We start from the raw sequence: 25,332 nt of genomic DNA, 5'->3' as shown, positions 1-25,332 counted from the left end.
CAAGAGAGTCGCCCCATGTCGCAGAACGCCCCGACCAAGCCCACCGCATGTCTGGCATTGGCCGACGGAACATTGTTCTACGGGATGGGCTTTGGCGCCACCGGACAGACCGTGGCCGAACTGTGCTTTAACACCGCCATGACCGGCTATCAGGAAATCATGACGGACCCGTCCTATGCCGGTCAGATTGTCACCTTCACCTTCCCCCATATCGGCAATGTCGGGGTGAACCCCGAAGATGACGAAACCGCTGACCCTGTTGCAGCCGGGATGGTGGTCAAATGGAACCCGACCGAGCCATCAAACTGGCGCGCGGCGGAAGAACTGAAAACCTGGCTGGCCCGTCGCGGACGTATTGCTATTGGCGGCGTGGACACCCGCCGCCTGACCCGCGCGATCCGTCAGCAGGGAGCGCCGCATGTCGCGCTGGCTCATAACCCTGAGGGGAATTTCGATATCGAGGCTCTGGTGGCGGCCGCACGCGGGTTTGCCGGACTGGAAGGCATGGATCTGGCAAAGGAAGTGACCTGCGCCCAGAGCTATCGGTGGGACGAGATGCGTTGGGCCTGGCCCGATGGCTACGCCCGTCAGGACGCCCCTGTGCACAAGGTTGTGGCCCTGGACTTCGGTGCCAAGCGCAACATCCTGCGCTGCCTTGCCACCGCAGGATGCGACGTTACAGTTTTGCCGGCCACGGCAACAGCAGCCGAAGTGCTTGCGCACGAACCCGACGGGGTGTTCCTGTCGAACGGTCCGGGCGATCCTGCGGCGACCGGCGAATACGCCGTGCCGATGATCAAAGAGGTGCTAGAAACCACCGACCTGCCCGTCTTTGGAATCTGCCTCGGTCATCAGATGCTGGCCTTGGCGCTGGGTGGTCAGACCGTCAAGATGAACCACGGCCACCACGGAGCAAACCACCCCGTCAAGGACTTGGATACTGGCAAGGTCGAGATTACCTCGATGAACCACGGATTTGCTGTCGACGCGCAATCACTGCCCGAAGGTGTCGTGGAAACCCATCGCTCGCTGTTTGACGGGTCGAACTGCGGTATTCGTATGAAAGATCGCCCTGTTTACTCGGTGCAATACCACCCCGAAGCATCACCTGGTCCACAGGACAGTTTCTACCTGTTCGAGCGGTTCGCCGAGGCGATGGCGAACCAAAAAGCAAAGGTATAAGGGCTGCTTTAGTTAGAATTAACCCGCTGTTAACCTTAATATAACAACCCTGACACCGGTTTTACGTGTCAGGGTTTTTTATGGTTGAACTGAACCTGCAACACTTTGCGCAGGCGGCGCCTATTCCTGTGCAGGTCAGAAAACCTTTGGGCATCTGCCTGCTTGAGAGTGGCCTGATTACTCAGGCGCAGTTGGACAAAGCGCTGGATCTCAGATCCCGGCAGGATGTGCCACTGGGCGAGATTCTTGTGGCCGAAGGCTGGGTCAACCGCCGCGACGTGATGAACGCGCTTGCTGACCAAAACCATCTTCAATTTGCTGATCTGATCGCATCCCCGCCTTCTCTTGAGCTTTGCCAGATAAAACCCGTTCGCTTCTGGCTTGAACATAACGCGATCCCTTGGAAACAGGTGGGCCCATTCCTTTTGGTGGCGACTGCCAAGCCGGATTGCTTTGAAACAGTTCGAGCGCACTTGGACAAAGTCGGCCTTACTGTCCTGCCCGTCCTTGCGGCGACAGATGATATCGACGGCACGATTGCCGCTACGTTTTCGCCCCAACTGGCAGCGGATGCCGAGACCCGAGTGGATGCAAAGCATAGCTGTCGATCCTGGGCACGTCGCGCACGGATTAAACCACTTGCAGCCCTGATCGCTGTGGTGGCGATTTTCGCAGCGTTACCAAAAATCGGACTGATGTTCTTCGTGACACTCGCGGTCTGCTCACTGATCTTGTTTTTTGCACTACGGTTAAGCGGCTTGCTGAGTTTTCTGCACCAGAGGTTTCAGACCCCCAAAAGCGCCCCGAAACCCTTGCCGCAGCCCCTTCCCCGTGTGTCGATCATGGTGCCTCTGTACAAGGAAGAAGAAATAGCAGACGCCCTGATACGACGGTTGCAACGCCTGACATATCCCAAGGCCTTATTGGACGTCATTTTGGTTCTTGAGGCATCCGACGATGTCACACGCGCGGCGCTTGCGCATGTCGACCTGCCGTCTTGGATCAGGTCCGTCGAAGTTCCGGCATCAAGCGGGCTGACAACGAAACCCCGGGCAATGAACTATGCACTCGATTTTTGCAGGGGCGACATTCTGGGTGTCTGGGACGCCGAGGATGCTCCACAGCCCGATCAGATCGAACGTGTGGTCACGCATTTCGCGAATGCAGACGATAGCGTCGTCTGTCTGCAAGGGGGACTGGACTATTACAACCCGCGCACCAACTGGAGGTCGCGCTGTTTTACAATCGAATACAATAGCTGGTTCCGCATTCTGTTGCAGGGTATCGCGCGCTTGGGTCTTGTGGTTCCGCTGGGCGGGACAACCTTCTTTTTCCGCCGGGAAAAGCTTTTGGAATTGGGCGGATGGGACGCCCACAATGTCACTGAAGACGCGGATCTGGGTGTGCGGCTAAGCCGCGCGGGTTACAGAACCGAGATGGTCGACACCACCACCTTTGAAGAGGCTAATTTCCGCGCTTGGCCTTGGGTAAAACAGCGTTCGCGCTGGCTTAAGGGTTTCATGGTCACCTATCTCGTTCACATGCGTGACCCCGTCCAGCTTTGGAACGACCTCGGGGCCTTGAAGTTTCTAGGCTTTCAAGCGTTCTTTCTTGGAACGGTAGGGCAATTTCTGTTGGCACCCGCTCTTTGGGTGTTCTGGCTGACTGCGCTGGGGATGCTTAACCCGATGGAGGCACTGCTGCCGCGTTGGGCGCTGTTTTCGTTATTTGCCCTCTTCCTTGCCGCAGAACTCACAAACCTTTTCGCCGGAGTCCTGTCGGTCTGGGCGCGGGAAAGAAGGTTTCTTGTACCTTGGGTGCCAACTATGCCCTTGTACTTTCCGCTTGGGGTTGTCGCAGCTTACAAAGCGTTGTGGGAATTGATCGGAAACCCATTCTTCTGGGACAAAACCCAACACGGGCAAGCCTGCGAAGAGATTCAGCCAGAATAAACGTCAGTTTTCGCGGCGCACTGCATCCTGTTTCAGACGCGTCATGAAGGCGACGGAAATATGCTCTTTGAGCGCGCGGGCGGCAGCGGCTTCGTCACGGGCGGCGATGGCCTCGACAATGCCTTTATGTTCGCTTTGGGCGATCTCGCCCCGGCCCTGCACCGCCAAAGAAGTGGTTGCCATCAAAGCCATCGTTCGATGCACCAGATCCAATTGCTGAACCAGATAGCGGTTGTGCGAAGCCAGATGGATCTGCTCGTGGAAACGGCGGTTGGCACGGGACAAAGCGGTCGGGTCATCGACCAATGCATCGTCGGCGGCAACCATATCCTGAAGCACCTTGATCTCTTCTTCGGTCGCGTGTTTCGCCGCCAGACTTGCGGCCAATCCCTCTAGTTCACGACGCACCACATACAGCTCGGCCATCTGGTTATGATCCAGCGAGGCCACGATCAGCGACCGCCCGTCCCGCTCTAGCAGAGACTGGGTCTCAAGTCTCTGCAACGCTTCGCGAATGGGGGTGCGCGATACGCCGAACCGCTCGGCCAGTTCGCTCTCGACCAGTCGGTCTCCGGGTTTGTAGACGCCCACGTCAATCGCTTCGAGTATCAGGCTGTAGGCGTCCTTGTTGGACTGTTTGGACTGGGGCATGGGATGGTTCGTCTCCTCGTTCGGACCTGTGTATCCGCCTCAGACCCCCGCAATCAAGTCCGGCATTGAAAACCGAGACATAGCGGCCTAAACCCAAGCCATGGTCAAACCTGCATTTGCTCACGTCACCCAATGGGTGTTCGACCTCGATAACACGCTTTATCCGCCGCACATGCGCCTGTTCGATCAGATCGAGGTGCTGATGACGGACTACGTGGTTCAGGCCATCGGCGTCGACCGGGCCGAGGCGGATCGGCTTAGGTCGCATTACTGGCGCGAATACGGCACCACTCTGGCCGGGCTGATGGCCGAGCACGACCTTGACCCGGACCCATATCTTCATGCCGTTCATCAGGTCGACATGAGCCATATGGACCCGGACGCCGATCTGGCCGATCACATCCGCGCCCTGCCGGGCCGCCGGATCGTCTATACGAACGGCAGCGCGCCTTATGCCGAGCGCGTATTGCAGGCGCGTGGCCTGAGCGGATTGTTCGATGCGATTTACGGCATCGAGCACGCAGAGTATCGCCCAAAGCCGCAGAAAGCCGCGTTCGAAGCAATCTTTGAGCGCGACGGAATTGACGCAGAAAAAGCCGCGATGTTCGAAGATGACCCGCGCAATCTGGCTGCCCCGCACGCGATGGGAATGCGGACGGTTCACGTCGCACCCAAACCGCATGAGGCCGATCATATCCACCATCATACCGACGACCTAACGTCATTTCTGTCCCGCCTGCGGTAGGCTGTCACACTACGACTTTCCGCGTATTTCGCAGACGCAGCATCGTCCCTATATGCGCCTCAGCGACGAATAGAAACGGAGACACCCATGACCGCGATCGAGGCCCCTCGGCGTCTGCCAATCTGGCAGCGCCTGTTGTTTGCAATTCCCCTGTTTGGCTGGATGGCCAAGGACGTTGCCCATGGCGAGGCCGAGGATTGGGGCTATGCCGCCCTTGCGATCTTCAGCATGTGGGGCTGTTCGACCCTGTTGTTCGGGCTGCCGGGCCTTTATATCCCCGCCGTGATGATGGTGCCGGTGATGTTCCTGATCCTTTTGCTGATTACCCGAGGTTAAGACACGGGACAGGATGTCACTTGGCACGCGCCTTGGAACCGCACTAGGGTCTGCCCAAGATACGGAGACCAAGGCCATGACTGAAAGCTGTGACATCCTGATTTCTGGTGGCGGGATTGCCGGTTTGACTGCTGCGGCAGCCTTTGGGACAGCCGGGTTTGATGTCGTGTGCGTCGACCCTGCTCCACCTGTTACCGAACGCGATGTCGACGGCTCGGACATGCGGACCACGGCGTTTTTGCAACCAGCACGCGGGTTGCTTGAACAGTGTGGGCTGTGGGAAAAGCTGGCCCCGCATGCCGCCCCTCTTCAGATCATGCGTATCGTGGATGCAGGCGGCGACGTGCCTGAACCACGTGTGGTGCGGGACTTTGACGCCGCCGACATTTCGGATCAACCCTTTGGCTGGAACCTGCCGAACTGGTTGCTTCGGCGCGAAATGGTGAACCGTCTGGCTGAACTTCCGAATGTCGATTTCCGCCCGGGGACCGGAACCGCCAGCCTGTTCACCCGAACCGCCTACGCCCGCGTCGGACTGAGTGATGGCAGCCGTGTTTCTTGCAAACTTGTTGTGGCTGCCGATGGGCGCGATTCCCCGATGCGCGAAGCTGCTGGAATTTCTGTGCAAACAACGCGCTACGGGCAAAAGGCGCTGGCCTTTGCAGTAACGCACCCAATCCCACACGACAATGTCTCGACCGAGATTCACCGGTCCGGTGGCCCATTCACTCTGGTCCCTCTACCGGACTGGCAGGGTCAGCCTTCTTCCGCGGTTGTGTGGATGGAACGTGGACCGCGCGCGGTCGAGTTGCTGAACACCGAGCCGCAAGCGTTTGAGGCCGCCATGACCGAACGCTCTTGCGGGTTGTTCGGCCCGCTGAAACTTGCCTCGCAGCGAACCATCTGGCCGATCGTCAGCCAGTCGGCTGAACGTCTGTCCGGGGAACGGATCGCATTGATGGCCGAGGCTGCGCATGTCGTTCCGCCCATTGGCGCGCAGGGTCTGAATATGTCACTGGGTGATCTTCGCAGCCTGCTGGACCTTGCCGCTGAACGGCCCGAGGGCCTTGGTGACGTGCAAATGCTGGATGCCTATCACAAAGCCCGACACAGCGAGATCGCGATGAGGGTCAAAGGCATCGACCTTCTTAATCGCGCCTCGATGATCGAAACGCGGGCGTTGCGTGATGCTCGGGCGATGGGGCTGAACGCCCTCTATTCGCTGCCGACGGTGCGAAAGACACTGATGCAGATGGGCCTTGGCGTTCGGTGAATGCCGACGCTCAAAGAACCTGATCCAAGACGCGTTTCAACCGTGCGATGGTCCTGTCTACGTCATACAACTTATCCAGTCCGAACAGACCCAGCCGGAATGTGCTGAACCCTTCCGGTTCATCGCATTGAAGGGGCACACCAGCCGCGATCTGCATGCCCAGAGCGGCGAATTTCTTGCCGTTTTGCACGTCCGGGTCCGACGTATAGCTTACCACCACCCCGGGAGCGCCAAAGCCATCTGCCGCGACAGAGATCACGCCCTTTTCCTTCAACATCGCGCGGACACCGTCACCCAGCGCCCATTGCGCGTGGCGTAGCTTGTCAAACCCATAGTCGCGGGTTTCAACCATCGTGTCACGAAAGGCGCGCAAAGCATCCGTCGGCATCGTCGCGTGATACGCATGGCCACCGTTTTCGTATGCCACCATAATCTGACGCCATTTTTTCAAGTCTATCGCAAAGCTGTCTGAGGTGGTTTCTTCCAACCGCGCCTCTGCGCGCTCGGACAACATGACCAAACCGGCGCAGGGCGACGCGCTCCACCCTTTCTGAGGGGCCGAGATCAGAACATCGACACCTGTGGCCTTCATGTCGACCCACGCGCATCCCGACGCGATGCAATCCAGAACCATCAGCGCACCAACCTCATGAGCGGCTCTAGCCATTTTTGTCACGTAGTCGTCGGGCAGAATGACACCCGCCGACGTTTCCACGTGCGGGGCGAACACCACATCCGGGCGCTGATCTTGTATGGTCGCAACGACATCTTCGATTGGAGCTGGTTCGAAAGGCGAAGGGCTGGAGTTCCCGACCTGCCGCGCCTTGAGCACCGTTGTCGAGGCCGTCAGACCGCCGGTTTCTATGATCTGGCTCCAACGATAAGAGAACCATCCGTTGCGAACGACCAGAACATTTCGATTCCGGGCAAACTGACGCGCGACGGATTCCATGCCATAGGTGCCGCCTCCGGGGATAACCGCGACGCCGTCCGCGTTGTAGACGTCTTTCAGCATCGCCGAAATGTCCCGCATGACCTGCTGAAACTGTACCGACATGTGATTCAGAGAACGGTCCGTAAAGACGACCGAAAATTCTTCAAGCCCATTTGGGTCAACGGTATCCAATAGTGCTGGCATGACACGTCCTTTCACTTTGCATTGACGGCCCCGAATACGGGCACTTGGTGGCAAGTGATACCTGCCGAACGCAATTGACGTCAGGGAAGCCCATAAGTTCAATAGAAAACTTGATTTTTTGGCGAAAAACACCCCAAAATGTGACGCCAAACAGTGTCAACGCCCCTTTACACCGATGCGTGTTTCTGACCAGATACACTCACTTTATGGAAGAAAGGTAATTCGGGTCGTGACGGCGCAAAAACGGATCAGTTTTCAAGTTGTTCGGGACGAGGTTAAAAGGCGAATCGAAACTCGAATTTGGCCACAGGGATCCTTGCTGCCGACGGAAACGCAACTCGCTGAAGAGTTCAATTGCGCGCGCGCAACCGTGAACCGGGCCTTGCGTGAATTGGCCGAACAAGGCTTTGTCGAGCGAAAGCGTAAAAGCGGTACGCGCGTCAAAAAAGAGCCCAGCAAACATGCAAAGTTGGAATTTTCGCTGGCACGTCAGTCGGTTGAAAGCCAAAACTCTACCTACCGGTATTCCCTGGTCGAACGGAACGTGGTTGCAAGTCCGGGTTGGCTTGCATCACAGCTTAGCGTTTCGCCGGACGTGCGGGTGCTGCACGTGATTTGTATGCATTACGCCGACAATCGCCCCTTCCAACTGGAAGAACGCTGGATCAACATAGATGCCGTCCCAGAAGTTGAGCACGCCGATCTGAACGCACATGGCCCGCATGAGTGGCTGTTGAATGCAGCACCTTTCACCGAGGCCGAGGTCGCATTCTGCGCGGTGTCTGCGGATGGTCGTCTGGCTGAATTCATGGGGACTACAGCCGGGGCATCCATGATTCAACTTGAACGCACCACATGGAAGAACGGTCAGCCCATGACCTTTGCGCGGATGACCCATCATCCGGGATACCGCATCCGCACAAAATACTGATTTAGCCGATTGGTCCGGGCAATCGCTCTTCGCTGAGAAGAACATTGGCCTCGACATCTCCGGCTCCGGGCAAGGTCATGATCCGCCGTCGCAGGACACGCTCAAAGTCAGCAAGGTCGCGTGCAACGACCCGCAACCGATAGTCATACAGCCCTAGTACGTGCTCGACGGTTTGCACTTCGGGGATTGCGCTGACGGCGCGTTCAAAGTCCTCAAGGCTCACCTGCCCTTTGCGGGCCAGTTTGACGCCAAGAAAGACCGTCACGCCAAAACCCAAAGCTTCGGCGTTCAAACGCAAGCGGCGACCCTTTATCACCCCTGCATCTTCCAGTCGCCGAATACGGCGCCAGGTAGCGGGTTGCGACAGTCCCAACTTGCGCCCCAATGCCCCTGCGCTTTGCGATGCCTCCTGCACCAAAGCGCGCAGGATATTGCGGTCGATCTCATCCAACTCGATCATACTGGAAGAGCCACTTCGCTTTTGACGCGCGCGATGTGCATCAGGGCCTCGATATCCGCGATATGCGGCAGAGTAAGAATCTGATCCCGATAGAGTTTCTGATAGTGGGACATATCCCGCGCCAATATCGACAACCGAACATCCACACGGCCCAGAAAGGTTTGAATCTCTATCACCTCGGGCACCTGACGGGCGGCCGCTGTAAACTCGTCAAACGCGCGGGGTTGCGTTTTATCCAGCGTGACCCGAAGCGATACCTCTACGGCATACCCCAGCGCGGCCCAGTCGATGATGGCCTCCTGCCCTTCGATCACGCCGGCTTCCTGCATCTTTTCAATGCGACGCCAACACAGGCTTGCGCTGATACGACTGCGCTCGGCCAGTTCCGCGGTCGACAATGTGGGATCAGATTGAAAATGGCGCAGGATTCGCCGATCGACGTCATCGAGCATGATTTTTTCCAATTGTGGCAATTTAGAGAATAATTTCTCACAATCCATACAGAATAACAAGGAAAACGCTATCGCCATCCCGAAAGATCGCAAGTAGAACCGTCGCCAAGTTAAACAGAAAGGACCAGCGACATGCGCGTCTATTACGATCGCGATTGCGACATCAACCTGATCAAAGACAAGAAAGTGGCCATCCTGGGCTATGGCAGCCAAGGCCACGCCCACGCACTGAACCTGCGTGACTCGGGCGCAAAGAACCTCGTCGTTGCGCTGCGCGAAGGCTCGGCCTCGGCCAAGAAAGCCGAAGCCGAAGGTCTGACCGTGATGGGCATCGCCGAAGCAGCCGCATGGTGTGACCTGATCATGTTCACCATGCCCGATGAACTGCAGGCCGAAACCTACAAGAAATATGTGCATGACAACATCAAGCCCGGCTCGGCCATTGCCTTTGCCCACGGCCTGAACGTCCACTTCGGCCTGATTGAGCCGAAAGAAGGCGTCGACGTCATCATGATGGCCCCCAAAGGTCCCGGCCACACCGTTCGTGGCGAATATGTCAAAGGCGGCGGCGTACCCTGTCTAGTTGCCGTCGATAAGGACGAAACCGGCAAGGCGCTGGAAATTGGCCTGTCGTATTGCTCGGCCATCGGTGGCGGCCGCTCGGGCATCATCGAAACCAACTTCCGTGAAGAATGCGAAACCGACCTGTTCGGTGAGCAGGCTGTTCTGTGCGGCGGTCTGGTCGAACTGATCCGCTGCGGCTTTGAAACGCTGGTCGAGGCAGGTTACGCGCCTGAAATGGCCTATTTCGAGTGTCTGCACGAAGTGAAGCTGATCGTGGACCTGATCTATGAAGGCGGCATCGCCAACATGGACTACTCGATCTCGAACACGGCTGAGTACGGCCAGTACGTCACCGGCCCGCGTATCCTGAAATACGACGAGACCAAAGCGCGCATGAAAGAGGTTCTGAACGACATTCAGCAGGGTAAATTCGTTCGTGACTTCATGCTGGAAAACGCCGTTGGCCAGCCGACCATCAAAGCGTCGCGCCGTGCCAATGACGAGCACATGATCGAGGAAACCGGTGCCAAGCTGCGCGCCATGATGCCCTGGATCTCGGCTGGTAAAATGGTCGACAAAGAAAAGAACTGATCCTTTTGGGATAGTGCGAAAGGGCGGCCCACGGGTCGCCCTTTTTGTCCGGGCCGGAGGGCGTAAATGGTCAATCAACCCACATCCCGCGACTGGAGCGGTGTATTCTCTCTGGGCCTGATCTGGGGCGGCACATTCATGGTCGTCGCCATGGCGCTTGAAGGGTACGGACCGATCACAGTCGCGACCGCGCGCACCACTTTGGGTGCGGTGACGTTGCTGGGGCTTATGGCCGTCACAAAACGTCGGATGCCGGGATTTTCTGCGGCACTGTGGTGGTCGATTGTGATCATCGGCATCCTGTCCTCGGCCCTACCCTTCCTGTTGTTGAGCTGGGGGCAGCAATTTGTACCATCGGCTTTTGCAGGTCTGTCGATGGCCGCAATTCCACTGATGGTTCTGCCGCTGGCGCATTTCTTCTCGGATGAGCCTCTGAATGCGCGCCGCCTTGTGGGCGTATGTCTTGGATTTTCCGGCGCGCTGGTGCTGATCGGACCGGGATTGGCGCAGATCGGGCAAGGCACGGAACCTCTGGCCCAACTGGCCTGCGTCAGCGCCGCTCTGTGCTACGCCTGCGCATCCATCTTCACACGACGGTGCCCACCGATTGACCCCGTGGTTCTGGCCGCCCTGACCCTGTTGGTTGGCGCGATCATCTTGCTTCCCATCATGTTGATGACCGAAGGGTTGCCGGCATGGGAAGGTACTCGACCAAGCCTAGCCATTATTGCACTTGGCCTCGTGCCAACGGCGCTTGCCACATTGCTGCGCGTTTCGATCATCCGCAGCGCAGGATCGGTTTTTCTGACGCTGGTGAATTACCAGGTCCCAATCTGGTCAATGGTTTTTGGCGCATGGATTTTGTCCGAAGCGTTGCCACTTCGGTTCTTCGTCGCCCTTGCCATGATCCTGACCGGCTTGGCGATCAGCCAATGGTTTAGCCTGCGCAGGATGCTGTTCGGTTATTAACCGGAAACAGCCTCGACTTCGGCCACGATACCGTCGACGACCTGACCCAACAAGGCATCGTCCTCGCATTCTGCCATGACACGGATCAGCGGCTCGGTCCCGGACTTGCGGATAAGAAGACGCCCCTGCCCGTTCAAACGCGCCTCGGCATCCGCGATTGCGGCCTGAACGCTTGCGGATTCCAACGGCGTTTGACCGTCTGCATAACGCACGTTCTTCAACAACTGTGGCACGGTTTCGAACTGCGCCGAAAGCTCGGACGCCTTGCGGCCAGAATGGACCATCTCGGCCAGGAAATGCAGCCCCGCCATAAGACCATCGCCGGTCGTCGCGAAATCGCTCATGACGATGTGGCCGGATTGCTCGCCACCCAGATTGAACCCGCCTTCACGCATCCGCTCAACCACATAACGGTCGCCGACCGCCGTTCGCTCCAGCCGCAGCCCCTGAGCGATGAGATACCGCTCCAACCCAAGGTTTGACATGACCGTAGCAACCAAAGCGCCGCCATTAAGCCTGTCGGCCTTGGCCCACGAGGTTGCCAGCAAGGCCATCAACTGATCGCCGTCGGCCACTTGTCCGTGTTCGTCGATCATGACGACGCGATCCGCATCACCGTCAAGGCAAATCCCAACGTCTGCACCATGCGCCACAACCGTTTCTGCGGCCAGTTGCGGCTTGGTTGAACCACAGTTCAAATTGATGTTCTTGCCGTTGGGCGCAACGCCAACGGGAACAACCTCGGCCCCCAGTTCCCAAAGAACCTCGGGCGCGGTCCGGTGCGCGGCACCGTTTGCACAGTCCACCACGACCTTCAACCCGTCCAGTCGTAAATCGCGGGACAATGACGACTTGATACGCTCACCATAGCGGAAACGCGCATCGTCAACCCTCCGCGCACGCCCGATATTCTGCGCTTGGGCTGGGCGCACACCTTCTTCGATTAGTTTCTCAATCTCGATCTCGGCCTGATCGGACAGCTTGTACCCGTCAGGACCAAAGAACTTAATTCCGTTATCTTCTGCCGGATTGTGACTGGCTGAGATCATGACCCCCAAATCAGCACGCATTGACCGGGTCATCAGACCCACCGCCGGAGTCGGCACCGGCCCAAGCAAAAGCACGTTCATACCTGTCGACGTCAAACCGGCCGTCAAAGCACTTTCCAGCATATAGCCTGACAGACGCGTATCCTTACCGATTACCACCCGGTGTGCTCCGGATTGACTACGGCGGAAATACCGCCCAACCGCCGCACCGATGAGAAGGGCCATCTCAGCCGTTATCGGATGCGTGTTCGCGGTGCCCCGCACCCCGTCGGTTCCGAACAGCTTGCGCATAGATGTCACTCCGTAAATTCTTGCCTGTAGACGGCTTACCGGACGGCAGCCCAAAGACGCAAGGCTTGAGCCGTCTCAGCTACGTCATGTACCCGCAGGATCTGCACCCCTTGTGCCAGACCTGCCAACCCGACTGCAATCGACCCCGGCGCACGGGCATCCTTGCGCGTCTCTTTGCCGATCTGGCCGATAAAGCCCTTGCGCGATACACCCAATAGAATCGGACAGCCCAACCCGTGAAACAGGCTGAGGTTCTGGAGCAGAGTCAGGTTATGGGCCTCGGATTTGCCAAAGCCAATCCCCGGATCGACCAGGACCTTGCTGCGGTCCAGCCCCAGCCGCTCCAGATAATTCACTTGGCCGTCTAGAAAATCATACACATCCAGCAGAACGTCATCATAAGTGGGATTGTCCTGCATCGTGGCCGGATCACCCTGCATATGCATAATGCAGACCGGCGCACCAACCTCGGCACAAAACGGCGCCAGTTGCGGATCAAAAGTGAAGCCCGAGACATCATTGATCAGCCCCGCGCCCGCCTTCCACGCGGCCTTTGCAACCGAAGATTTGCGCGTATCTATGGAAATGAGCGCATTCGTTTCAGCCCGAATTGCCCTGATCAGCGGTTCGGTCCGCGCGATTTCTTCGGCTTCAGGCACAAAAGAGGCACCGGGCCGTGTGGATTCACCGCCGATATCCAGAATGCTTGCATCATGGTCAACCATAGCCCGCGCAGCCGCCTGTGCCGCATGGACCGAGTTGTGAAGCCCACCGTCCGAAAAACTGTCGGGCGTGGCGTTCAAGATACCCATGATCTGAGGGCGGTCCATCGCCAGACCAGCAACCGGCTGGCGTGGTCTCGTCAAGCGATCCAAGTCCTGATCCGGTACTTCGCCTACCGGAAGAACCACAGGGGCATCCACGCGGCTAAGCCGCTCTACGTGAGAAAACCAAAGCTGCTGCCCAGCCAAGGCTACTGCCCCATCGGGACGAGCCGGGCCATGCTGAACCAAAGGGCGGTAGTATTCTGTCACAGTCGCGCCTGATCCACGGGTACTGCACGCAACGGGGTTTTCGGCGCTTCGGGCAAGCCCCCACCGATCACCATCATCTCGCTGGCCTCAAAAGTCGCGGCGAACCATGCGGCCAATGCAACTGCATCAGAAGGAGCAGCAGACGGTCCATCCACCGCGTCTAGAACAATCTTGGACGGTGCCCATACGCAAATCTGGCCGTTCTTCATCGCCCAATCCAGTTCCGTTCGGGTCGACACAACGACACAGCGATGATCCCGCGCAGCCAGCACCCAAGCATTTTGTTCGATGGCCAGCAGGTCAATCCGACGCTGTGTCATCGCGTGCCCTGTTTGCGGAACCGCCATATCTGCGGCCCCGACACACAGGATCAGCGGGCGTTTTCGGTTTTCCAACTGATCAATCCAACCGGTCAGATTGTCGGACGCAATGGCCTCGTTCGACAAGAATACCAGCCGGGGGTGCGGACGCTCTTCCTCGACCAGATCATGATGGGCCATATCCCGACCACGCACGATCTCAACGCCTAAGGCACCTGGGCCGCGATCCAATTTTTCTATTCTTACAAAAGCCCTTACAGCCTGAGGCTCAAGCAAAATCCGTTCCGCAATCCGGTCGGCCAGTGTTTCCAGCAGGTTTAGACGCTCGGCGGCCAGTTCATATGCGATTGCTTCTGTCACCCGGTCATAGGACAAAATCCGGTCAACATCATCGTCGATAGGATCGGTCAGCGGGCGCACTTCAACAACTATGTTAAAGCAGATGCGCTGCGTCGTACCGCGCTCCGCCTGAAATGCGCCGATCTCAACTTCGACAATATGGTCGCGCAGAGAAATGCGATCCAACGGCCCCAGAGTGGCAGTTGCCTCGGACCGCTCAGAGGGGTGCGCAAAGGCAAGACGGATTTCGGAACTCATGCAGCGAACCTTTTCGGGCTTTTGGGACGGGCTTACCCAAATTAAACGATGCAGGCGCGTATAACACCGCAACAAACGCCTTTCTAGTCGTCGAATGCGGCGTCAGGTGACGCGGAACCAGCTCATCATACCCGAAGCAGCATGTCCCAGCATATGACAATGCAACAGCCAGTCGCCCGGATTATCCGCCACAAGTGCGATTTGACGGGTTTGCCCACGCTCAACCAAAACAGTATCGCGCCAAGGGCCCAAGGTCCCGTCCTGAAGGATCAGGCGAAAATGGTGACCGTGTAAGTGCATCGCGTGTGGAAACGCAGTCTCGTTGACGAACTCGATCCTATGGGTCGTCCCCTTTTGGACATCCAAAAACGGCTCTGCCGGTCGCTCGGCATTGCCGTTCAATGCCCAAAACCGCCCGAGCTGGGCCAGTTCCTGCCCCGAAAGCTCTGTCTCTCCGATCCTTGCCGTGTCCAGCCAACGCATCGCGCCTCCCTGCATCTCCATTCGATGCAGAGGAGTATCCTCAACCAAGACCTCAGGCATTTGGTTCGGGGCCAATGGCGTAATTCCGGCTCGAGCAGGTTTCGACGGACCGGAAACGCCGAACCGAACCAGCCCATAGCTACCGTCCCTTTCAAAACTCACGAGGTTCGCAGTACCAAAAGGTTCCGCCCGGACATCCACGATCAGGTCTACCCTTTGCGCCGGTGCCAGGGGAAATCTGTCGCTGACCTCTAGCGGACCCTCTAAGGGCATACCGTCAAGTGCAACGATCCAACCGGTCAGGCCATCCAGCCCAAGATCAAATATCCTGGCATTGGACGCGTTAATCAGTCGTAAACGCAACCTCTCGCCGCCGCCCACCGAATAGGCAGGATCAAACCGCCCATTGACGGAAACAAGGTTTCCCAGCCGTCCCGCATGGCTCAGGTCATGACCATTCCCAAAATCGTCCATGATTTGCGCGGTTTCAGGGTCCAGTCGCCAATCATCCAACATCAATGTCAGATCGCGATCGACATCCGGCGCGACCGCTTCTTCAACGATCAGCGGCCCGTAAAGCCCCCGCGCAACCTGCTCCATCGAGCGATTATGCGCGTGATACCAATATGTTCCGGCATCGGGGACCTTGAAATCATAGTCAAAGGAAGATCCCGGTTGAACGACATCCTGAGTCAGCCCAGGTACACCGTCCATTGCGTTGTCGATGCGAATCCCGTGCCAATGCACGGTTGTCGGCTGCGGCAGAGTGTTCGACAATCTTCGTTGGACGCGCGCACCCTGAGACACCCGGATTTCCGAACCGGGCACCTGACCGCCATAGGTCCAGACGCGCGTCTTAGAAAACCCTTCCGGGGCAATCTGTTGCACAGCTTCCTGAGCCACAAGCGCAGGGTATGAAGCCCACCCAAAGCTGGGCAAAACGACCGCCGCAGCAGTCGTTTGCATGAATTGTCTGCGGTTCAATGTCATTACGGGCCTCCCGGCCCGCAACATAAGTCAAAAAACATCCCGCGCCAGCAAGCTTCCAGCGCGGGTGCGTCAGTTAGTTGCTCGCCGTCCGATAGTTGTGACGGTAGAAAATGTGCACGCCAATGCGTGCCGTTTCCTTGTACACACGCGACCAGGACGGGCGAACCGCAGTGGTGTGGTAATGCGTGGCACCTTCGGTCATTTCACCGACTACACCATCAATGGCCGCCCGCGCGACTTTCGACACACGCTCGTAGGCCTTCTTCTCGTGGATCACTTCCTTGCGTCCATCACAGGTGTAAGTGAACTGGCATTGGTACTTTTTGCCTGTCCCCTGCTTGATCACACCGCACAGCGAATCCGGAAACCGGCTGCTTTTGACACGGTTCAGAATAACTTCGGCCACGGCAAACTGGCCGCGAACGCTTTCGCCACGGGCCTCAAAGTACAGCGCCTCGGCCAAACACTTGAAGTGTTCATCCCCCGCAGCCGCAGGCTGTTCGTCCAGCCATGACTTCGAGTAAGACATTTTTTGTGGTTCAACCGTTTTTCGCGGTTTGAACAAACTCAGATATTCACGGAAATTCTGACCGGGCAATTCGCTCCGCGTCACAAGTTCACGCTTGGCAGTATCAGTGGTTTCCCTCTCAGCGACGGAAACACTCGGCAGCACGGTTGCTGCCAATGTGGCAACAGCCAGTATGTATCGTAGCATCAGATAACCTCGCACAGGCACATTCCGCGCCAAACCCTCCCCCGGCGGGCGCGACGAGGCTCATACCGAATTGAAACGGAAACGTCCAGTTTTCGCGGAAAAGCAAGTGGAAAATCGCCGTAACGTCAAAAATGATCGACGACGGCGTGCTTTGTTTCCTACTAATCCTAGCGGAAAGGGTAAGTGTCAACCCCCAAGTCTGGACGAAATCGCTAATTGCGCGGCAGCCAGCCGAGCGACCGGCACGCGGAACGGTGAACAGGACACATAATCGAATCCGAGCTCTCGGCAGATGGCAATTGATTCGGGATTGCCCCCGTGCTCGCCGCAGACGGACAAAGTCACGTCCGGCTGGGCCTGTCTGCCGCGCTCTGCCCCCAATCTTAGCAGCTCGCCCACACCGTCCGGATCAAGCACGTGGAACGGGTCTTCGGCGAAAACACCCTGCCGAACGTAAGCCGACATAAAGCGCCCCGCGTCATCTCGGGAAAGCCCATAGGTCATCTGGGTCAGGTCGTTCGTCCCAAAGCTGAGAAACGAAGTCTGTGGCGCGATCTCATCCGCTCGCAGACATGCACGCGGTGTTTCGACCATGACCCCTAGACGGTACTCGAACTCCTGCCCCTGTTCGGATGCAACCGAGGCTGCGACGGAATCGATACGGGATTTCACAAGCTCGACCTCACGCTTGGCCGAAACCAGCGGGATCATCACCTCGGGCACAACGGGTGCACCGTTCTTGCTGGCCTCAAGCGTTGCCTCGAAAATCGCTCGCGCCTGCATGTCATAGATTTCGGGAACAGTGACACCCAGCCGAACCCCGCGCAGCCCCAGCATCGGGTTATACTCGGTCATGGCGGCGACGCGGCGCTCGACATCCGACACCGGAAGGTCCAGCGCCTCGGCCAGCTCGCGTTGACCGCTGCGCGTGGTGGGCAGAAACTCGTGCAGAGGCGGATCGAACAGTCGGATACAAACGGGCTGACCTTCCATGATCCGGAAAAGCTGCACGAAATCGTCGCGCTGCATCGGCAATAGCCGTTCCAGCACCGCCTCTCGGCCCGACGAGGTTTGCGCAAAGATCATCTCGCGCATCACGATCAGGCGGCCGGGATCAAAGAACATATGCTCGGTCCGGCACAGGCCGATCCCCTGCGCCAGAAAGTTTCGCGCAGTTTGCGCGTCGGCGGGTGTATCGGCGTTGGCACGGATGGCGATGTCGCGTTCGGCATCGGCCCAGCCCATTAGCGTTTGGAAACAGTCATCCAGCGCGGCTTCCAGCATCGCGGGCTGCCCGGCAAGAACCTGACCGGAGGTCCCATCAATGGTCAGCGTATCGCCAGTCTGGAACACACGCCCGTCAGAAGCCGTCAGCAGTTTCATTTTCGTCTGAAACCGCATCTCGGACGCGCCGACGATACAGGGCAGGCCCAGACCGCGCCCGATAACGGCTGCGTGGCTGGTCATCCCGCCCTTCTCGGTCAAGACCGCGACGGCCGCATGCATCCCGCGTACGTCTTCAGGCGCGGTTTCGCGGCGGACCAGAATACACGGCTCGCCCCGGGCTGCGCTGGCCTGCGCTTCGGCGGCGGTGAATACTATTTTTCCTGTGGCTGCGCCGGGGCTGGCTGCGATGCCAGTGGCCAGCACATCCCGGCGCGTTTCGGGATGAACCTGACGGTGCAACAGTTCGTTCAGAGAATGCGGATCAACCCGCATGACGGCCTCTTGCGGTGGGATGATACCATCCTCGGCCAGCCGCACGGCAATCCGCATAGAAGCCCTTGCGCTGCGCTGAACGCGAACGCCATCCAGAATATGGACGTGGCCGTTTTCAATGACAAACTCGACCTGCATCTCTTCTCGCAATTTAATGCGCATCAGGGCAGCGTGCGCCTTAAGTTCGGCAAAAGCCTCGGGCGCGACGTCTTCCAAAGACGTCCCGCGCGGGTCCTTTTCCAAATACAGTGCGGAAACGCCTTCGCCCAATGCATCGCGGCCCTGGCTCTGACTAAGGTACCGGCCAGTCAATTGCGGCATTCCGGTCGTGGGATCAACCAGTTGCAGCACACCCGACCCACATTCACCCTGCCCGACACCGGGGATCATTTCCTGAATGACCAGACCCAGCCCGGCATCCGCAGGGGCACCCTTGGCCTGCCGCAACAGGCGCGCGGACGTCCCGTCCCAAGCCCGCGCCATCGAGCGGAGAACGGCAACCAGTTGCTCTCCTCTATCCTGGGGAAAGGCTTCGTCCGTTTCATCTTCGTAGGCGCGAAGCGATAGCTTCAGACCTTCGCGGCCGTCAGAGTCGATATCGTCAAATACGTCGGCATCCAAACGTGCGACATGGACGGCAAAGCTTTGGACAAAACGCAGGTAAAGCGCCGCCGCAGCTTCGACACCCATTGAATCGGACAGGTCCACATAGCGCGCGTCATTCATCCCGATATTCAGGATAGCGCCAGGCCCGCCCCAGTCAGGATCCTCAGAGCTTGGGCGGACACATAGCAACGCAGCCTGATCAAACTGTTCAAGAATTGCGTCAATGTCAGGAACCTGACCACTTGCGATCTTTTGCACGGCATCAAAGGACAAAGCCACCGTGCGTGGCACAGGCAAGTCCAGACGAACAAGGCGTTGCAGACATTTCGCCCGGCCACCATGAGATGTGGTCGCAACGGGCGCTGTCGGAGTAATAAGCGTGGTATGCGGGTTATTCTGCACTGCGGCACCTTTTGGTTTCACCGCAGCATAAGCCCCTGCACCAGTGGCGCAAGGGCGATCTGGCTTAACCTTCGATCTTGCTGAGGTCAGCCACGCGCGCACAAACCTGCCGGATCTGACTGAGCAGGTTCAGGCGGTTGCGGCGCAGGATATCGTTGTCGGTGTTAACCTGAACATCCTCGAAAAACGCATCCACCGGACCACGCAGGGCGGCCATAGCGGTCATGGCGGTGGGGAAATCCTCGGCCTTTTGCGCCGCCTCGATCTGCCCCTGCGCGTGATCCAGTGCCGCAAACAACGCCTTTTCGCTGTCGGTTTCCGCGAATTTCACGTCCGCACCGTACGAGTATTCGACACCGTCCTTTTCCTCGGCCTGAGTCAGAATGTTGTTGGCGCGTTTGAACCCCTGCACAAGGTTTTCGCCATCCTCGGTCGCGATCACCGCATTCAGCGCGCGGGCGCGTTTGACCAACAGGTTGAGGTCATCATTGCCGTCCATCGCGATACAGGCGTCGATGATGTCGTGTCGGATGCCCTCATCGCGCAGGAACACTTTGAGGCGGTCATGGAAGAAAGACAACAGGTCTGCAGGGGCATTGGTAACAATTGCGGTCGCTGCTTCGACCTGATGGGCCAGCCCGTGAACCTCTTGCGCGGCGGCCTCGGCATCCTCGGCCTTGGCTTGTTTCGCCTTGGCCTCAAGCAAGGCAGCCTGCCATTCGGGCAGCTTCAGCAATTTGCCAAGCGCCCCTGCAAAAGTATCATTCAACGACAGGCGCAGATCGTTGGTCAGGATCAACCGGATCACCCCAAGCGCTGCTCGGCGCAGGGCAAACGGGTCTTTTGATCCGGTGGGCTTTTCGTCAATCGCCCAGAACCCGGTCAACGTGTCCAGCTTATCGGCCAGAGCGACCGCCACGGAAACCGGCGCGGTCGGCACATCATCGGACGGGCCAAGCGGAGAATAATGTTCCTGACTCGCCTGCCCCACCTCTGCTGGCAGATCAGCGGCATCGGAATAGTAGCGGCCCATCAGGCCTTGCAATTCGGGAAATTCGAACACCATCTCGGATGACAGATCGGCCTTGCACGCCTGCGCGGCCATCATCGCCAGCGCGGGTGTTGCACCTGTTGCTCCGGCCAGTTCATGCGCCAGCGCGGCGATGCGCTGAACCCGTTCACCCTGCGAGCCCAACTGCGCGTGGAACGTGACAGCATCCAGCTTTTCGACCCACGGTTCAAATCCGTCGGATTTGACGATGCGCAGGTCATTCTCCCAGAAGAATTTCGCGTCAGCCAAACGGGCCGACAGCACCTTTTGGTTCCCCGCCAGTATGGTCGCGCCATTGTCAGCAGTTTCGCGGTTGGCTACGGTGATGAACTGTTCGATCCGGCCAGTCTTGGGGTTCTTCACGGAAAAGAATTTCTGATGCTCTTTCATCGAGGTCTGCAATACCTCGGGCGGCAGGTCGAGGAATTCGTCGTCGATCTTGCCCATCAGCACCACGGGCCATTCGACCAGCCCCGAGACCTCGGCCAGCAGGCCCTTATCCTCGACCACTTCCAAACCAGCAGCAAACGCCATGTTTTGCGCGTCGTTCCAGATATGCTCGGCCCGGTCCGCAGGGTTCAGGACGACGAACGCGCGTTTCAGCTTGGCGGCATAATCGTCAAACGACGAAACCGCGAAACAATCCGGCGCCATGAAACGATGACCGGCCGTTGTGTCACCGGATTTGATCCCCTCGACCTCTAACGGGACAACTGTTGTGCCCGCTTCATCGCTGAGAATGCAAAGGATCGAGTGCAGCGGGCGCACCCAGCGTAATGGTCCACTGCCCCAGCGCATCGACTTGGGCCACGGGAAATTGCGAATGGTGGTTTCAAGCACTTCGGCCACGATCTCGGCCGCAGGGCGACCGGCTTTTTCGATGGTGGCGAAATAGACTGCGCCTTTGGGGGTTTCGCGCTCTTCCAACTGATCGCGGGTCAAACCTGCACCACGCAAAAAGCCCTCAATCGCCTTGTCCGGGGCGCCCACTTTAGGCCCCTTGCGTTCTTCATGAATGGTGGGGCTTTCCGCTAGCAAGCCCTCGATTGCCAGCGTCAAACGGCGCGGCGTGGTCAGGGCGGCGGCCCCGGCATAGGTCAAACCGGCCTCGACCAGACCGTCGGTGATCCGCTTTTTCAGGTCCTCACCGGCGCGGGTCTGCATACGCGCGGGGATCTCTTCAGAGAACAGTTCGATCAGCAGGTCGGGCATTGTCAGTCCTTAAAAATTGACGATCGTCTGGATGACGATTGCATTGGCGATATCCACAAAGAAGGCGGATACAAGGGGCAGCACGATAAAGGCAATAGGCGATGGACCATATCTCTTGGTCACTGCGGTCATATTGGCAATAGCGGTAGGTGTCGCACCCAAGGCGAACCCTCCGAACCCGGCGGCCAGAACTGCGGCGCGGTAGTTGCTGCCCATCACCGGGAACAGCACCCAGATTACGAACATCACCGCAAACAACGTCTGCGCGGCCATGATCACGACAATGGCCATTCCAAGTTCAGCGATAGTCCACAGTTGCAAGCTCATCAACGACATGGCCAAAAACGCGCCCAGCGAGAATTCCGAGATCAGAGCCAGTGACGGTGTCCGCGACACGGGAGGCGCGTTGGGGGCCAGGGCCGTGCGGATATTTGCGATGACGATCCCCATGATCAGGCAGGGCACGAACAGAGGCAGCCTCAGCCCCGCCGCCTCAATGACCCCATTCAGCATATATCCAAAGATGATCGCCAAATTCAGATACAGCAGAACGCGCATGATGGTCAGGTGGTCGATCTTAGCCTCGGCCTCGGTGGCGTCCTCAGGCAGGCCGACCGTATGCTCTTCGTTTGGGCGGTCAGGCGTCAGGTTCTTGCCTTCAACCAAAAAGCGGGCAATCGGCCCGCCAACCACCGCCGCCAGTACAAGACCCAGAGTCGCCACGGCGACCCCCAATTCGGTGGCGCCGCTTAGACCGGTGACCGCGCCGACCTCAGGCGCCCAGGCGATCGCAGTTCCATGACCACCGATCAGGGCAGCCGAGCCGAACAGAACCCCTGCCTGTGCCGGATAGCCGAACGCCACCGCGCCTGCCGCTCCAACCACATTCTGAGCGACAATCGTAACTAACGTCAAAATAAGAAGCAGAAACAGAGGTTTGCCGCCAGAAATCAAATCGGACAGCCGAGCGTTCAGCCCGATCCCTGCGAAGAACACGATCAACAGGAAATCGCGGGCAGACAGATCGAAACTCAGCTCAAGGCCGGTGATGAGATACAAAAACAGCAGAGTGAACGAGGCAAGCAAACCGCCCGTGACCGGCTCGGGTATGTTGAACTGACGCAGCAACGCGAAGCGCGCGTTGATCTCGGCCCCGATCAGGTAAACCGCGATGCCAAGCGTCGCGGTAAGAAAATTAGGAACGTGCAGCGCGGCGTCGTTCATGGGGCCTCAACTCTCCGGTCGGGGTGGGCATTCCTCACCCACTACCGTTCCGTCATAGGCTTTCTCACCGCAATTATTTAGCGCGTGCCAGACAAAACCATTGCCATCTTCTGTAATGGCGACAATGCGATCAACGCCGTAGTGGATGTTTTTGACCCCTACAAACGCGCGGGCCTGCCCCGATTTCAAAGCATCTGCGATGGCTACCGCATCATAGCATTCGAACCAGCTTGGGGCCGTCAACGGCTCGGGGCTTTCGGCAGGCAAGAAGGCTGACAAAGTCGAAGCGTTTTCTTCTGTCTCAAAACAGGCCCGATACCGGATCGGCGAGCTGTCGGCGTCAATCGCTTGAAAAGCGGTGTGTTCAAGGGGAATGGACGTTTCACCATCCGCGGACAAAAGAACGACATCCTGATCCGAACCGGGTTCGACCGAATAATAGAACCCATAGACCTGTAAGTAGTACATGGCCGCACCAGCGATGCCAGCCGACACAAGCAACAAAATAGCAAGCAGTTTTCCGGTCATAGTTTCCACATCCCGATCACGCGGCCTCTTTCAAACTTGCGAAAAATGCGACAGGTTTCAATCCAGTACAGGTTGAGTTGAGGCACACGGAATGGACCCCACCCTTGCCGCCGGTTTTTTCGGCGCGTTGTTCGCAATCATGAACCCCATCACCAACCTGCCCGTCTTCCTGAGCGTGACAGATGGCCTGTCGCCCGCCGATCAGAGAAAGGTCGCGACCAAGACCGCACTTTATTGCCTGATGCTGGGTGGAGCGTTTGCCGCTGTTGGCAACAAAACCCTTGGTCTTTTCGGCATCAGCGTGGACGACCTGCGTGTCGCGGGCGGGTTGGTTGTTCTCATGATTGGACTGAACATGCTGAACGGGAACGAAAGCACCTCTCATCACGGGACGGAAGGAGAAAAACAATCCTACCCCAAGCCCGAAACCGTAGCTTTCTATCCGTTGGCCTTCCCCATTCTTGTTGGGCCCGGCACGATCACGACGCTGATCCTGTATGCGCACCACGTTTCCAATCCAGTTGACGCCATGATCTACTCGGGCGTTTTTCTGGCGGTGCTGTTCTTGCTGTTCATCACCTTCTGGAACGCATCGGCATTGGCCAAGCGGCTGTCTGCAAACGCCCGCGTCATCATGAGCCGTTTCATGGGCATGATCCTGTCGGCCATCGCAATCGGGATGATTGCAGACGGCCTGAAGGTTCTGTTGCCCGGTTTGGCGTGATCGAGGCATCAGGCCTCGAACCCGGCGGCCTCAGTCATCACAAAGGCGTCGGCGCATTGCTTGGCCAACGCCCGAACACGACCGATATAAGCCTGCCGCTCAGTGACCGAGATCACCCCCCGCGCGTCCAGCAGATTGAAAATGTGGCTGGCCTTGATGCATTGATCATAAGCCGGATGCGCCATCACGATCCGCTTGCCGGTTTTCGGGTCGTCATGTTCCTGCGCCAAAATAGTGGCGCACTCGGCCTCGGCCTCTTCGAAATGCCGCAGCAGAACCTCAGTATTGGCCACGTCAAAATTCCAGCGGGCGTATTCCTCTTCGGTCTGCTTGAAGATATCACCGTATTTCAATGGGCTGGGGGATTGGGGATCGTTGAACGGCATGTCCATAACATGATCGATGCCCAGCACATACATGGCCAGACGCTCAAGGCCATAGGTCAGCTCGCCTGAAACAGGCGCGCAGTCATGGCCGCCGACCTGCTGGAAATAGGTGAACTGGCTGACTTCCATACCGTCACACCAGACTTCCCAGCCCAGCCCCCACGCGCCAAGGGTGGGGCTTTCCCAGTCATCCTCGACAAAACGGATGTCATGCAGATCCATGTCGATCCCGATCGCCGCAAGCGACCCCAGATACAGCTCTTGCAGGTCCGGCGGGCTGGGTTTGATCAACACCTGATACTGATAATAGTGCTGCAGCCGGTTCGGGTTTTCACCGTATCGCCCGTCTGAGGGGCGACGCGAGGGCTGCACATAGGCGGCTGCCCAAGCCTTTGACCCCAATGCGCGCAACGTGGTCGCCGGGTGGAACGTACCTGCGCCAACTTCCATGTCGTAGGCCTGTAGAATGGCACACCCTTTCGAGGCCCAATAGGTTTGTAGCCGCAGGATTATCTCCTGAAAAGAACGAGGTGCGCTGGACTGTTCGGTCATGACTTTCCATTTGGGCGGATTTGCGCCCGGTTCCGATGGGTTTTGCCCTTACTATGCAAGGGGCCAATGGGCGTCAACGTCCCAGTGCACCTTGGCTGTCACTGGACCGCCACACTGGAAATTCCCCGTAATCGGGGCATAGCGTTCAATGGTGTAAATCGCTTAGTCTGACCCAAAGATAAAACACTGCGGACACGGGCAGACA

At 58.0% G+C, this 25,332-nt stretch carries 23 protein-coding genes; 9 read left to right on the top strand and 14 right to left on the bottom strand.

What is annotated here, in order from left to right; translation table 11 throughout:
• Positions 1-15: 15 nt before the first annotated feature.
• Together carA and GOV87_RS01575 are read left to right on the top strand one after the other, a co-directional pair.
• Positions 16-1,182 (top strand): glutamine-hydrolyzing carbamoyl-phosphate synthase small subunit, encoded by a 1,167-nt coding sequence (carA, locus tag GOV87_RS01580; RefSeq protein WP_171210590.1) that lies wholly within the window; start codon positions 16-18, stop codon positions 1,180-1,182.
• Between the two features lie 80 nt (positions 1,183-1,262).
• Positions 1,263-3,134 (top strand): glycosyltransferase, encoded by a 1,872-nt coding sequence (locus GOV87_RS01575; RefSeq protein WP_171210589.1) that lies wholly within the window; start codon positions 1,263-1,265, stop codon positions 3,132-3,134.
• A 3-nt stretch (positions 3,135-3,137) separates the two neighbouring features.
• Here GOV87_RS01575 and GOV87_RS01570 read toward each other — a convergent pair whose 3' ends face one another.
• Entirely contained in the window at positions 3,138-3,785 is a 648-nt protein-coding gene (locus tag GOV87_RS01570; RefSeq protein WP_171121100.1) for a GntR family transcriptional regulator, read from the bottom strand.
• 100 nt (positions 3,786-3,885) lie between these two features.
• Here GOV87_RS01570 and GOV87_RS01565 point away from each other — a divergent pair, with 100 nt between their 5' ends.
• The 3 genes from GOV87_RS01565 to GOV87_RS01555 all read left to right on the top strand — a co-directional run bounded on the left by GOV87_RS01565 (position 3,886) and on the right by GOV87_RS01555 (position 6,139).
• The gene (locus tag GOV87_RS01565) at positions 3,886-4,530 is read left to right on the top strand and encodes a pyrimidine 5'-nucleotidase (protein WP_171210588.1); all 645 of its coding nucleotides are present in this window, start codon (positions 3,886-3,888) and stop codon (positions 4,528-4,530) included.
• An 87-nt stretch (positions 4,531-4,617) separates the two neighbouring features.
• Positions 4,618-4,866: a hypothetical protein gene (locus tag GOV87_RS01560; protein WP_171121098.1), complete on the top strand. Its 249-nt coding sequence runs from the start codon at positions 4,618-4,620 to the stop codon at positions 4,864-4,866.
• A gap of 76 nt (positions 4,867-4,942) precedes the next feature.
• Entirely contained in the window at positions 4,943-6,139 is a 1,197-nt protein-coding gene (locus tag GOV87_RS01555; RefSeq protein ID WP_171210587.1) for a UbiH/UbiF family hydroxylase, read from the top strand.
• A 10-nt stretch (positions 6,140-6,149) separates the two neighbouring features.
• On the opposite strand, the gene GOV87_RS01550 is transcribed toward GOV87_RS01555, so the two are convergent.
• Positions 6,150-7,277 (bottom strand): aminotransferase class V-fold PLP-dependent enzyme, encoded by a 1,128-nt coding sequence (locus tag GOV87_RS01550; RefSeq protein WP_171210586.1) that lies wholly within the window; start codon positions 7,275-7,277, stop codon positions 6,150-6,152.
• Positions 7,278-7,593: 316 nt separating this feature from the next.
• Between GOV87_RS01550 and GOV87_RS01545 the strand changes: the two genes are divergently transcribed.
• On the top strand, positions 7,594-8,208 hold the full coding sequence (locus GOV87_RS01545; RefSeq protein WP_371808559.1) for a GntR family transcriptional regulator: 615 nt from the start codon (positions 7,594-7,596) through the stop codon (positions 8,206-8,208).
• Position 8,209: 1 nt separating this feature from the next.
• Here GOV87_RS01545 and GOV87_RS01540 read toward each other — a convergent pair whose 3' ends face one another.
• A complete protein-coding gene (locus GOV87_RS01540; protein ID WP_171122861.1) occupies positions 8,210-8,668 on the bottom strand; it encodes an Lrp/AsnC family transcriptional regulator in 459 nt (152 codons plus the stop codon).
• The gene (locus GOV87_RS01535; protein WP_171121093.1) at positions 8,665-9,120 is read right to left on the bottom strand and encodes an Lrp/AsnC family transcriptional regulator; all 456 of its coding nucleotides are present in this window, start codon (positions 9,118-9,120) and stop codon (positions 8,665-8,667) included. Before GOV87_RS01535 ends, GOV87_RS01540 begins: the two co-directional genes overlap by 4 nt.
• A gap of 132 nt (positions 9,121-9,252) precedes the next feature.
• Here GOV87_RS01535 and ilvC point away from each other — a divergent pair, with 132 nt between their 5' ends.
• Positions 9,253-10,275, top strand: a complete 1,023-nt coding sequence (gene ilvC / locus GOV87_RS01530) for a ketol-acid reductoisomerase (RefSeq protein ID WP_171121092.1) — start codon at positions 9,253-9,255, stop codon at positions 10,273-10,275.
• Positions 10,276-10,341: 66 nt separating this feature from the next.
• Complete coding sequence (locus GOV87_RS01525) at positions 10,342-11,244, top strand: DMT family transporter (protein ID WP_171121091.1); 903 nt, start codon at positions 10,342-10,344, stop codon at positions 11,242-11,244.
• Here the strand turns inward: GOV87_RS01525 and glmM are convergent.
• From glmM to GOV87_RS01480, 9 genes are all read right to left on the bottom strand, one after another.
• Positions 11,241-12,584 carry a phosphoglucosamine mutase gene (glmM, locus tag GOV87_RS01520; protein WP_171210585.1) on the bottom strand — a complete coding sequence of 448 codons (1,344 nt, stop codon included), beginning with the start codon at positions 12,582-12,584 and terminating at the stop codon, positions 11,241-11,243. The two genes, GOV87_RS01525 and glmM, sit on opposite strands and share 4 nt — an antisense overlap.
• Positions 12,585-12,619: 35 nt before the next feature.
• Positions 12,620-13,618: a dihydropteroate synthase gene (gene folP / locus GOV87_RS01515; RefSeq protein ID WP_171210584.1), complete on the bottom strand. Its 999-nt coding sequence runs from the start codon at positions 13,616-13,618 to the stop codon at positions 12,620-12,622.
• Positions 13,615-14,535 carry a dihydroneopterin aldolase gene (locus GOV87_RS01510; RefSeq protein WP_171210583.1) on the bottom strand — a complete coding sequence of 307 codons (921 nt, stop codon included), beginning with the start codon at positions 14,533-14,535 and terminating at the stop codon, positions 13,615-13,617. Before GOV87_RS01510 ends, folP begins: the two co-directional genes overlap by 4 nt.
• Before the next feature lie 102 nt (positions 14,536-14,637).
• Positions 14,638-16,008, bottom strand: coding sequence for a multicopper oxidase family protein (locus GOV87_RS01505; protein ID WP_171210582.1), 1,371 nt, complete (start codon positions 16,006-16,008; stop codon positions 14,638-14,640).
• A 73-nt stretch (positions 16,009-16,081) separates the two neighbouring features.
• The gene (locus GOV87_RS01500; RefSeq protein ID WP_171210581.1) at positions 16,082-16,723 is read right to left on the bottom strand and encodes a cell wall hydrolase; all 642 of its coding nucleotides are present in this window, start codon (positions 16,721-16,723) and stop codon (positions 16,082-16,084) included.
• Between the two features lie 186 nt (positions 16,724-16,909).
• Positions 16,910-19,471, bottom strand: coding sequence for a pyruvate, phosphate dikinase (locus tag GOV87_RS01495; protein ID WP_171210580.1), 2,562 nt, complete (start codon positions 19,469-19,471; stop codon positions 16,910-16,912).
• Positions 19,472-19,514: 43 nt separating this feature from the next.
• Positions 19,515-21,713, bottom strand: a complete 2,199-nt coding sequence (gene glyS, locus GOV87_RS01490) for a glycine--tRNA ligase subunit beta (protein ID WP_171210579.1) — start codon at positions 21,711-21,713, stop codon at positions 19,515-19,517.
• A gap of 9 nt (positions 21,714-21,722) precedes the next feature.
• On the bottom strand, positions 21,723-22,937 hold the full coding sequence (gltS, locus tag GOV87_RS01485; RefSeq protein ID WP_171122845.1) for a sodium/glutamate symporter: 1,215 nt from the start codon (positions 22,935-22,937) through the stop codon (positions 21,723-21,725).
• A 6-nt stretch (positions 22,938-22,943) separates the two neighbouring features.
• Positions 22,944-23,465, bottom strand: a complete 522-nt coding sequence (locus GOV87_RS01480) for a DUF6446 family protein (RefSeq protein ID WP_171210578.1) — start codon at positions 23,463-23,465, stop codon at positions 22,944-22,946.
• A 91-nt stretch (positions 23,466-23,556) separates the two neighbouring features.
• Between GOV87_RS01480 and GOV87_RS01475 the strand changes: the two genes are divergently transcribed.
• Positions 23,557-24,189, top strand: a complete 633-nt coding sequence (locus GOV87_RS01475) for a MarC family protein (RefSeq protein WP_171210577.1) — start codon at positions 23,557-23,559, stop codon at positions 24,187-24,189.
• Positions 24,190-24,197: 8 nt separating this feature from the next.
• Here the strand turns inward: GOV87_RS01475 and GOV87_RS01470 are convergent, their stop codons facing one another.
• Positions 24,198-25,127, bottom strand: coding sequence for a glycine--tRNA ligase subunit alpha (locus GOV87_RS01470; RefSeq protein WP_171210576.1), 930 nt, complete (start codon positions 25,125-25,127; stop codon positions 24,198-24,200).
• Positions 25,128-25,332 lie beyond the last annotated feature (205 nt).

The sequence above is a fragment of the Ruegeria sp. HKCCA5426 genome (assembly GCF_013034585.1).
In the GTDB taxonomy this organism is placed as follows: Bacteria; Pseudomonadota; Alphaproteobacteria; order Rhodobacterales; family Rhodobacteraceae; genus Ruegeria.
The sequence above is the reverse complement of the archived record's forward strand: the minus strand, read 5'-3'. Positions and strand labels throughout refer to the sequence as shown.

Excerpts from the sequence above, each read along its gene's own strand:
- gltS (WP_171122845.1), bottom strand. The coding sequence starts at position 22,937 with ATGAACGACGCCGCGCTGCACGTTCCTAATTTTCTTACCGCGACGCTT.
- GOV87_RS01560 (WP_171121098.1), top strand. The coding sequence starts at position 4,618 with ATGACCGCGATCGAGGCCCCTCGGCGTCTGCCAATCTGGCAGCGCCTG.
- GOV87_RS01575 (WP_171210589.1), top strand. The coding sequence starts at position 1,263 with ATGGTTGAACTGAACCTGCAACACTTTGCGCAGGCGGCGCCTATTCCT.
- GOV87_RS01535 (WP_171121093.1), bottom strand. The coding sequence starts at position 9,120 with ATGCTCGATGACGTCGATCGGCGAATCCTGCGCCATTTTCAATCTGAT.
- GOV87_RS01540 (WP_171122861.1), bottom strand. The coding sequence starts at position 8,668 with ATGATCGAGTTGGATGAGATCGACCGCAATATCCTGCGCGCTTTGGTG.
- GOV87_RS01500 (WP_171210581.1), bottom strand. The coding sequence starts at position 16,723 with ATGCTACGATACATACTGGCTGTTGCCACATTGGCAGCAACCGTGCTG.
- GOV87_RS01525 (WP_171121091.1), top strand. The coding sequence starts at position 10,342 with ATGGTCAATCAACCCACATCCCGCGACTGGAGCGGTGTATTCTCTCTG.
- GOV87_RS01550 (WP_171210586.1), bottom strand. The coding sequence starts at position 7,277 with ATGCCAGCACTATTGGATACCGTTGACCCAAATGGGCTTGAAGAATTT.
- glyS (WP_171210579.1), bottom strand. The coding sequence starts at position 21,713 with ATGCCCGACCTGCTGATCGAACTGTTCTCTGAAGAGATCCCCGCGCGT.
- ilvC (WP_171121092.1), top strand. The coding sequence starts at position 9,253 with ATGCGCGTCTATTACGATCGCGATTGCGACATCAACCTGATCAAAGAC.
- glmM (WP_171210585.1), bottom strand. The coding sequence starts at position 12,584 with ATGCGCAAGCTGTTCGGAACCGACGGGGTGCGGGGCACCGCGAACACG.
- GOV87_RS01505 (WP_171210582.1), bottom strand. The coding sequence starts at position 16,008 with ATGACATTGAACCGCAGACAATTCATGCAAACGACTGCTGCGGCGGTC.
- GOV87_RS01555 (WP_171210587.1), top strand. The coding sequence starts at position 4,943 with ATGACTGAAAGCTGTGACATCCTGATTTCTGGTGGCGGGATTGCCGGT.
- carA (WP_171210590.1), top strand. The coding sequence starts at position 16 with ATGTCGCAGAACGCCCCGACCAAGCCCACCGCATGTCTGGCATTGGCC.
- GOV87_RS01510 (WP_171210583.1), bottom strand. The coding sequence starts at position 14,535 with ATGAGTTCCGAAATCCGTCTTGCCTTTGCGCACCCCTCTGAGCGGTCC.
- GOV87_RS01570 (WP_171121100.1), bottom strand. The coding sequence starts at position 3,785 with ATGCCCCAGTCCAAACAGTCCAACAAGGACGCCTACAGCCTGATACTC.
- GOV87_RS01480 (WP_171210578.1), bottom strand. The coding sequence starts at position 23,465 with ATGACCGGAAAACTGCTTGCTATTTTGTTGCTTGTGTCGGCTGGCATC.
- GOV87_RS01565 (WP_171210588.1), top strand. The coding sequence starts at position 3,886 with ATGGTCAAACCTGCATTTGCTCACGTCACCCAATGGGTGTTCGACCTC.
- GOV87_RS01470 (WP_171210576.1), bottom strand. The coding sequence starts at position 25,127 with ATGACCGAACAGTCCAGCGCACCTCGTTCTTTTCAGGAGATAATCCTG.
- GOV87_RS01475 (WP_171210577.1), top strand. The coding sequence starts at position 23,557 with ATGGACCCCACCCTTGCCGCCGGTTTTTTCGGCGCGTTGTTCGCAATC.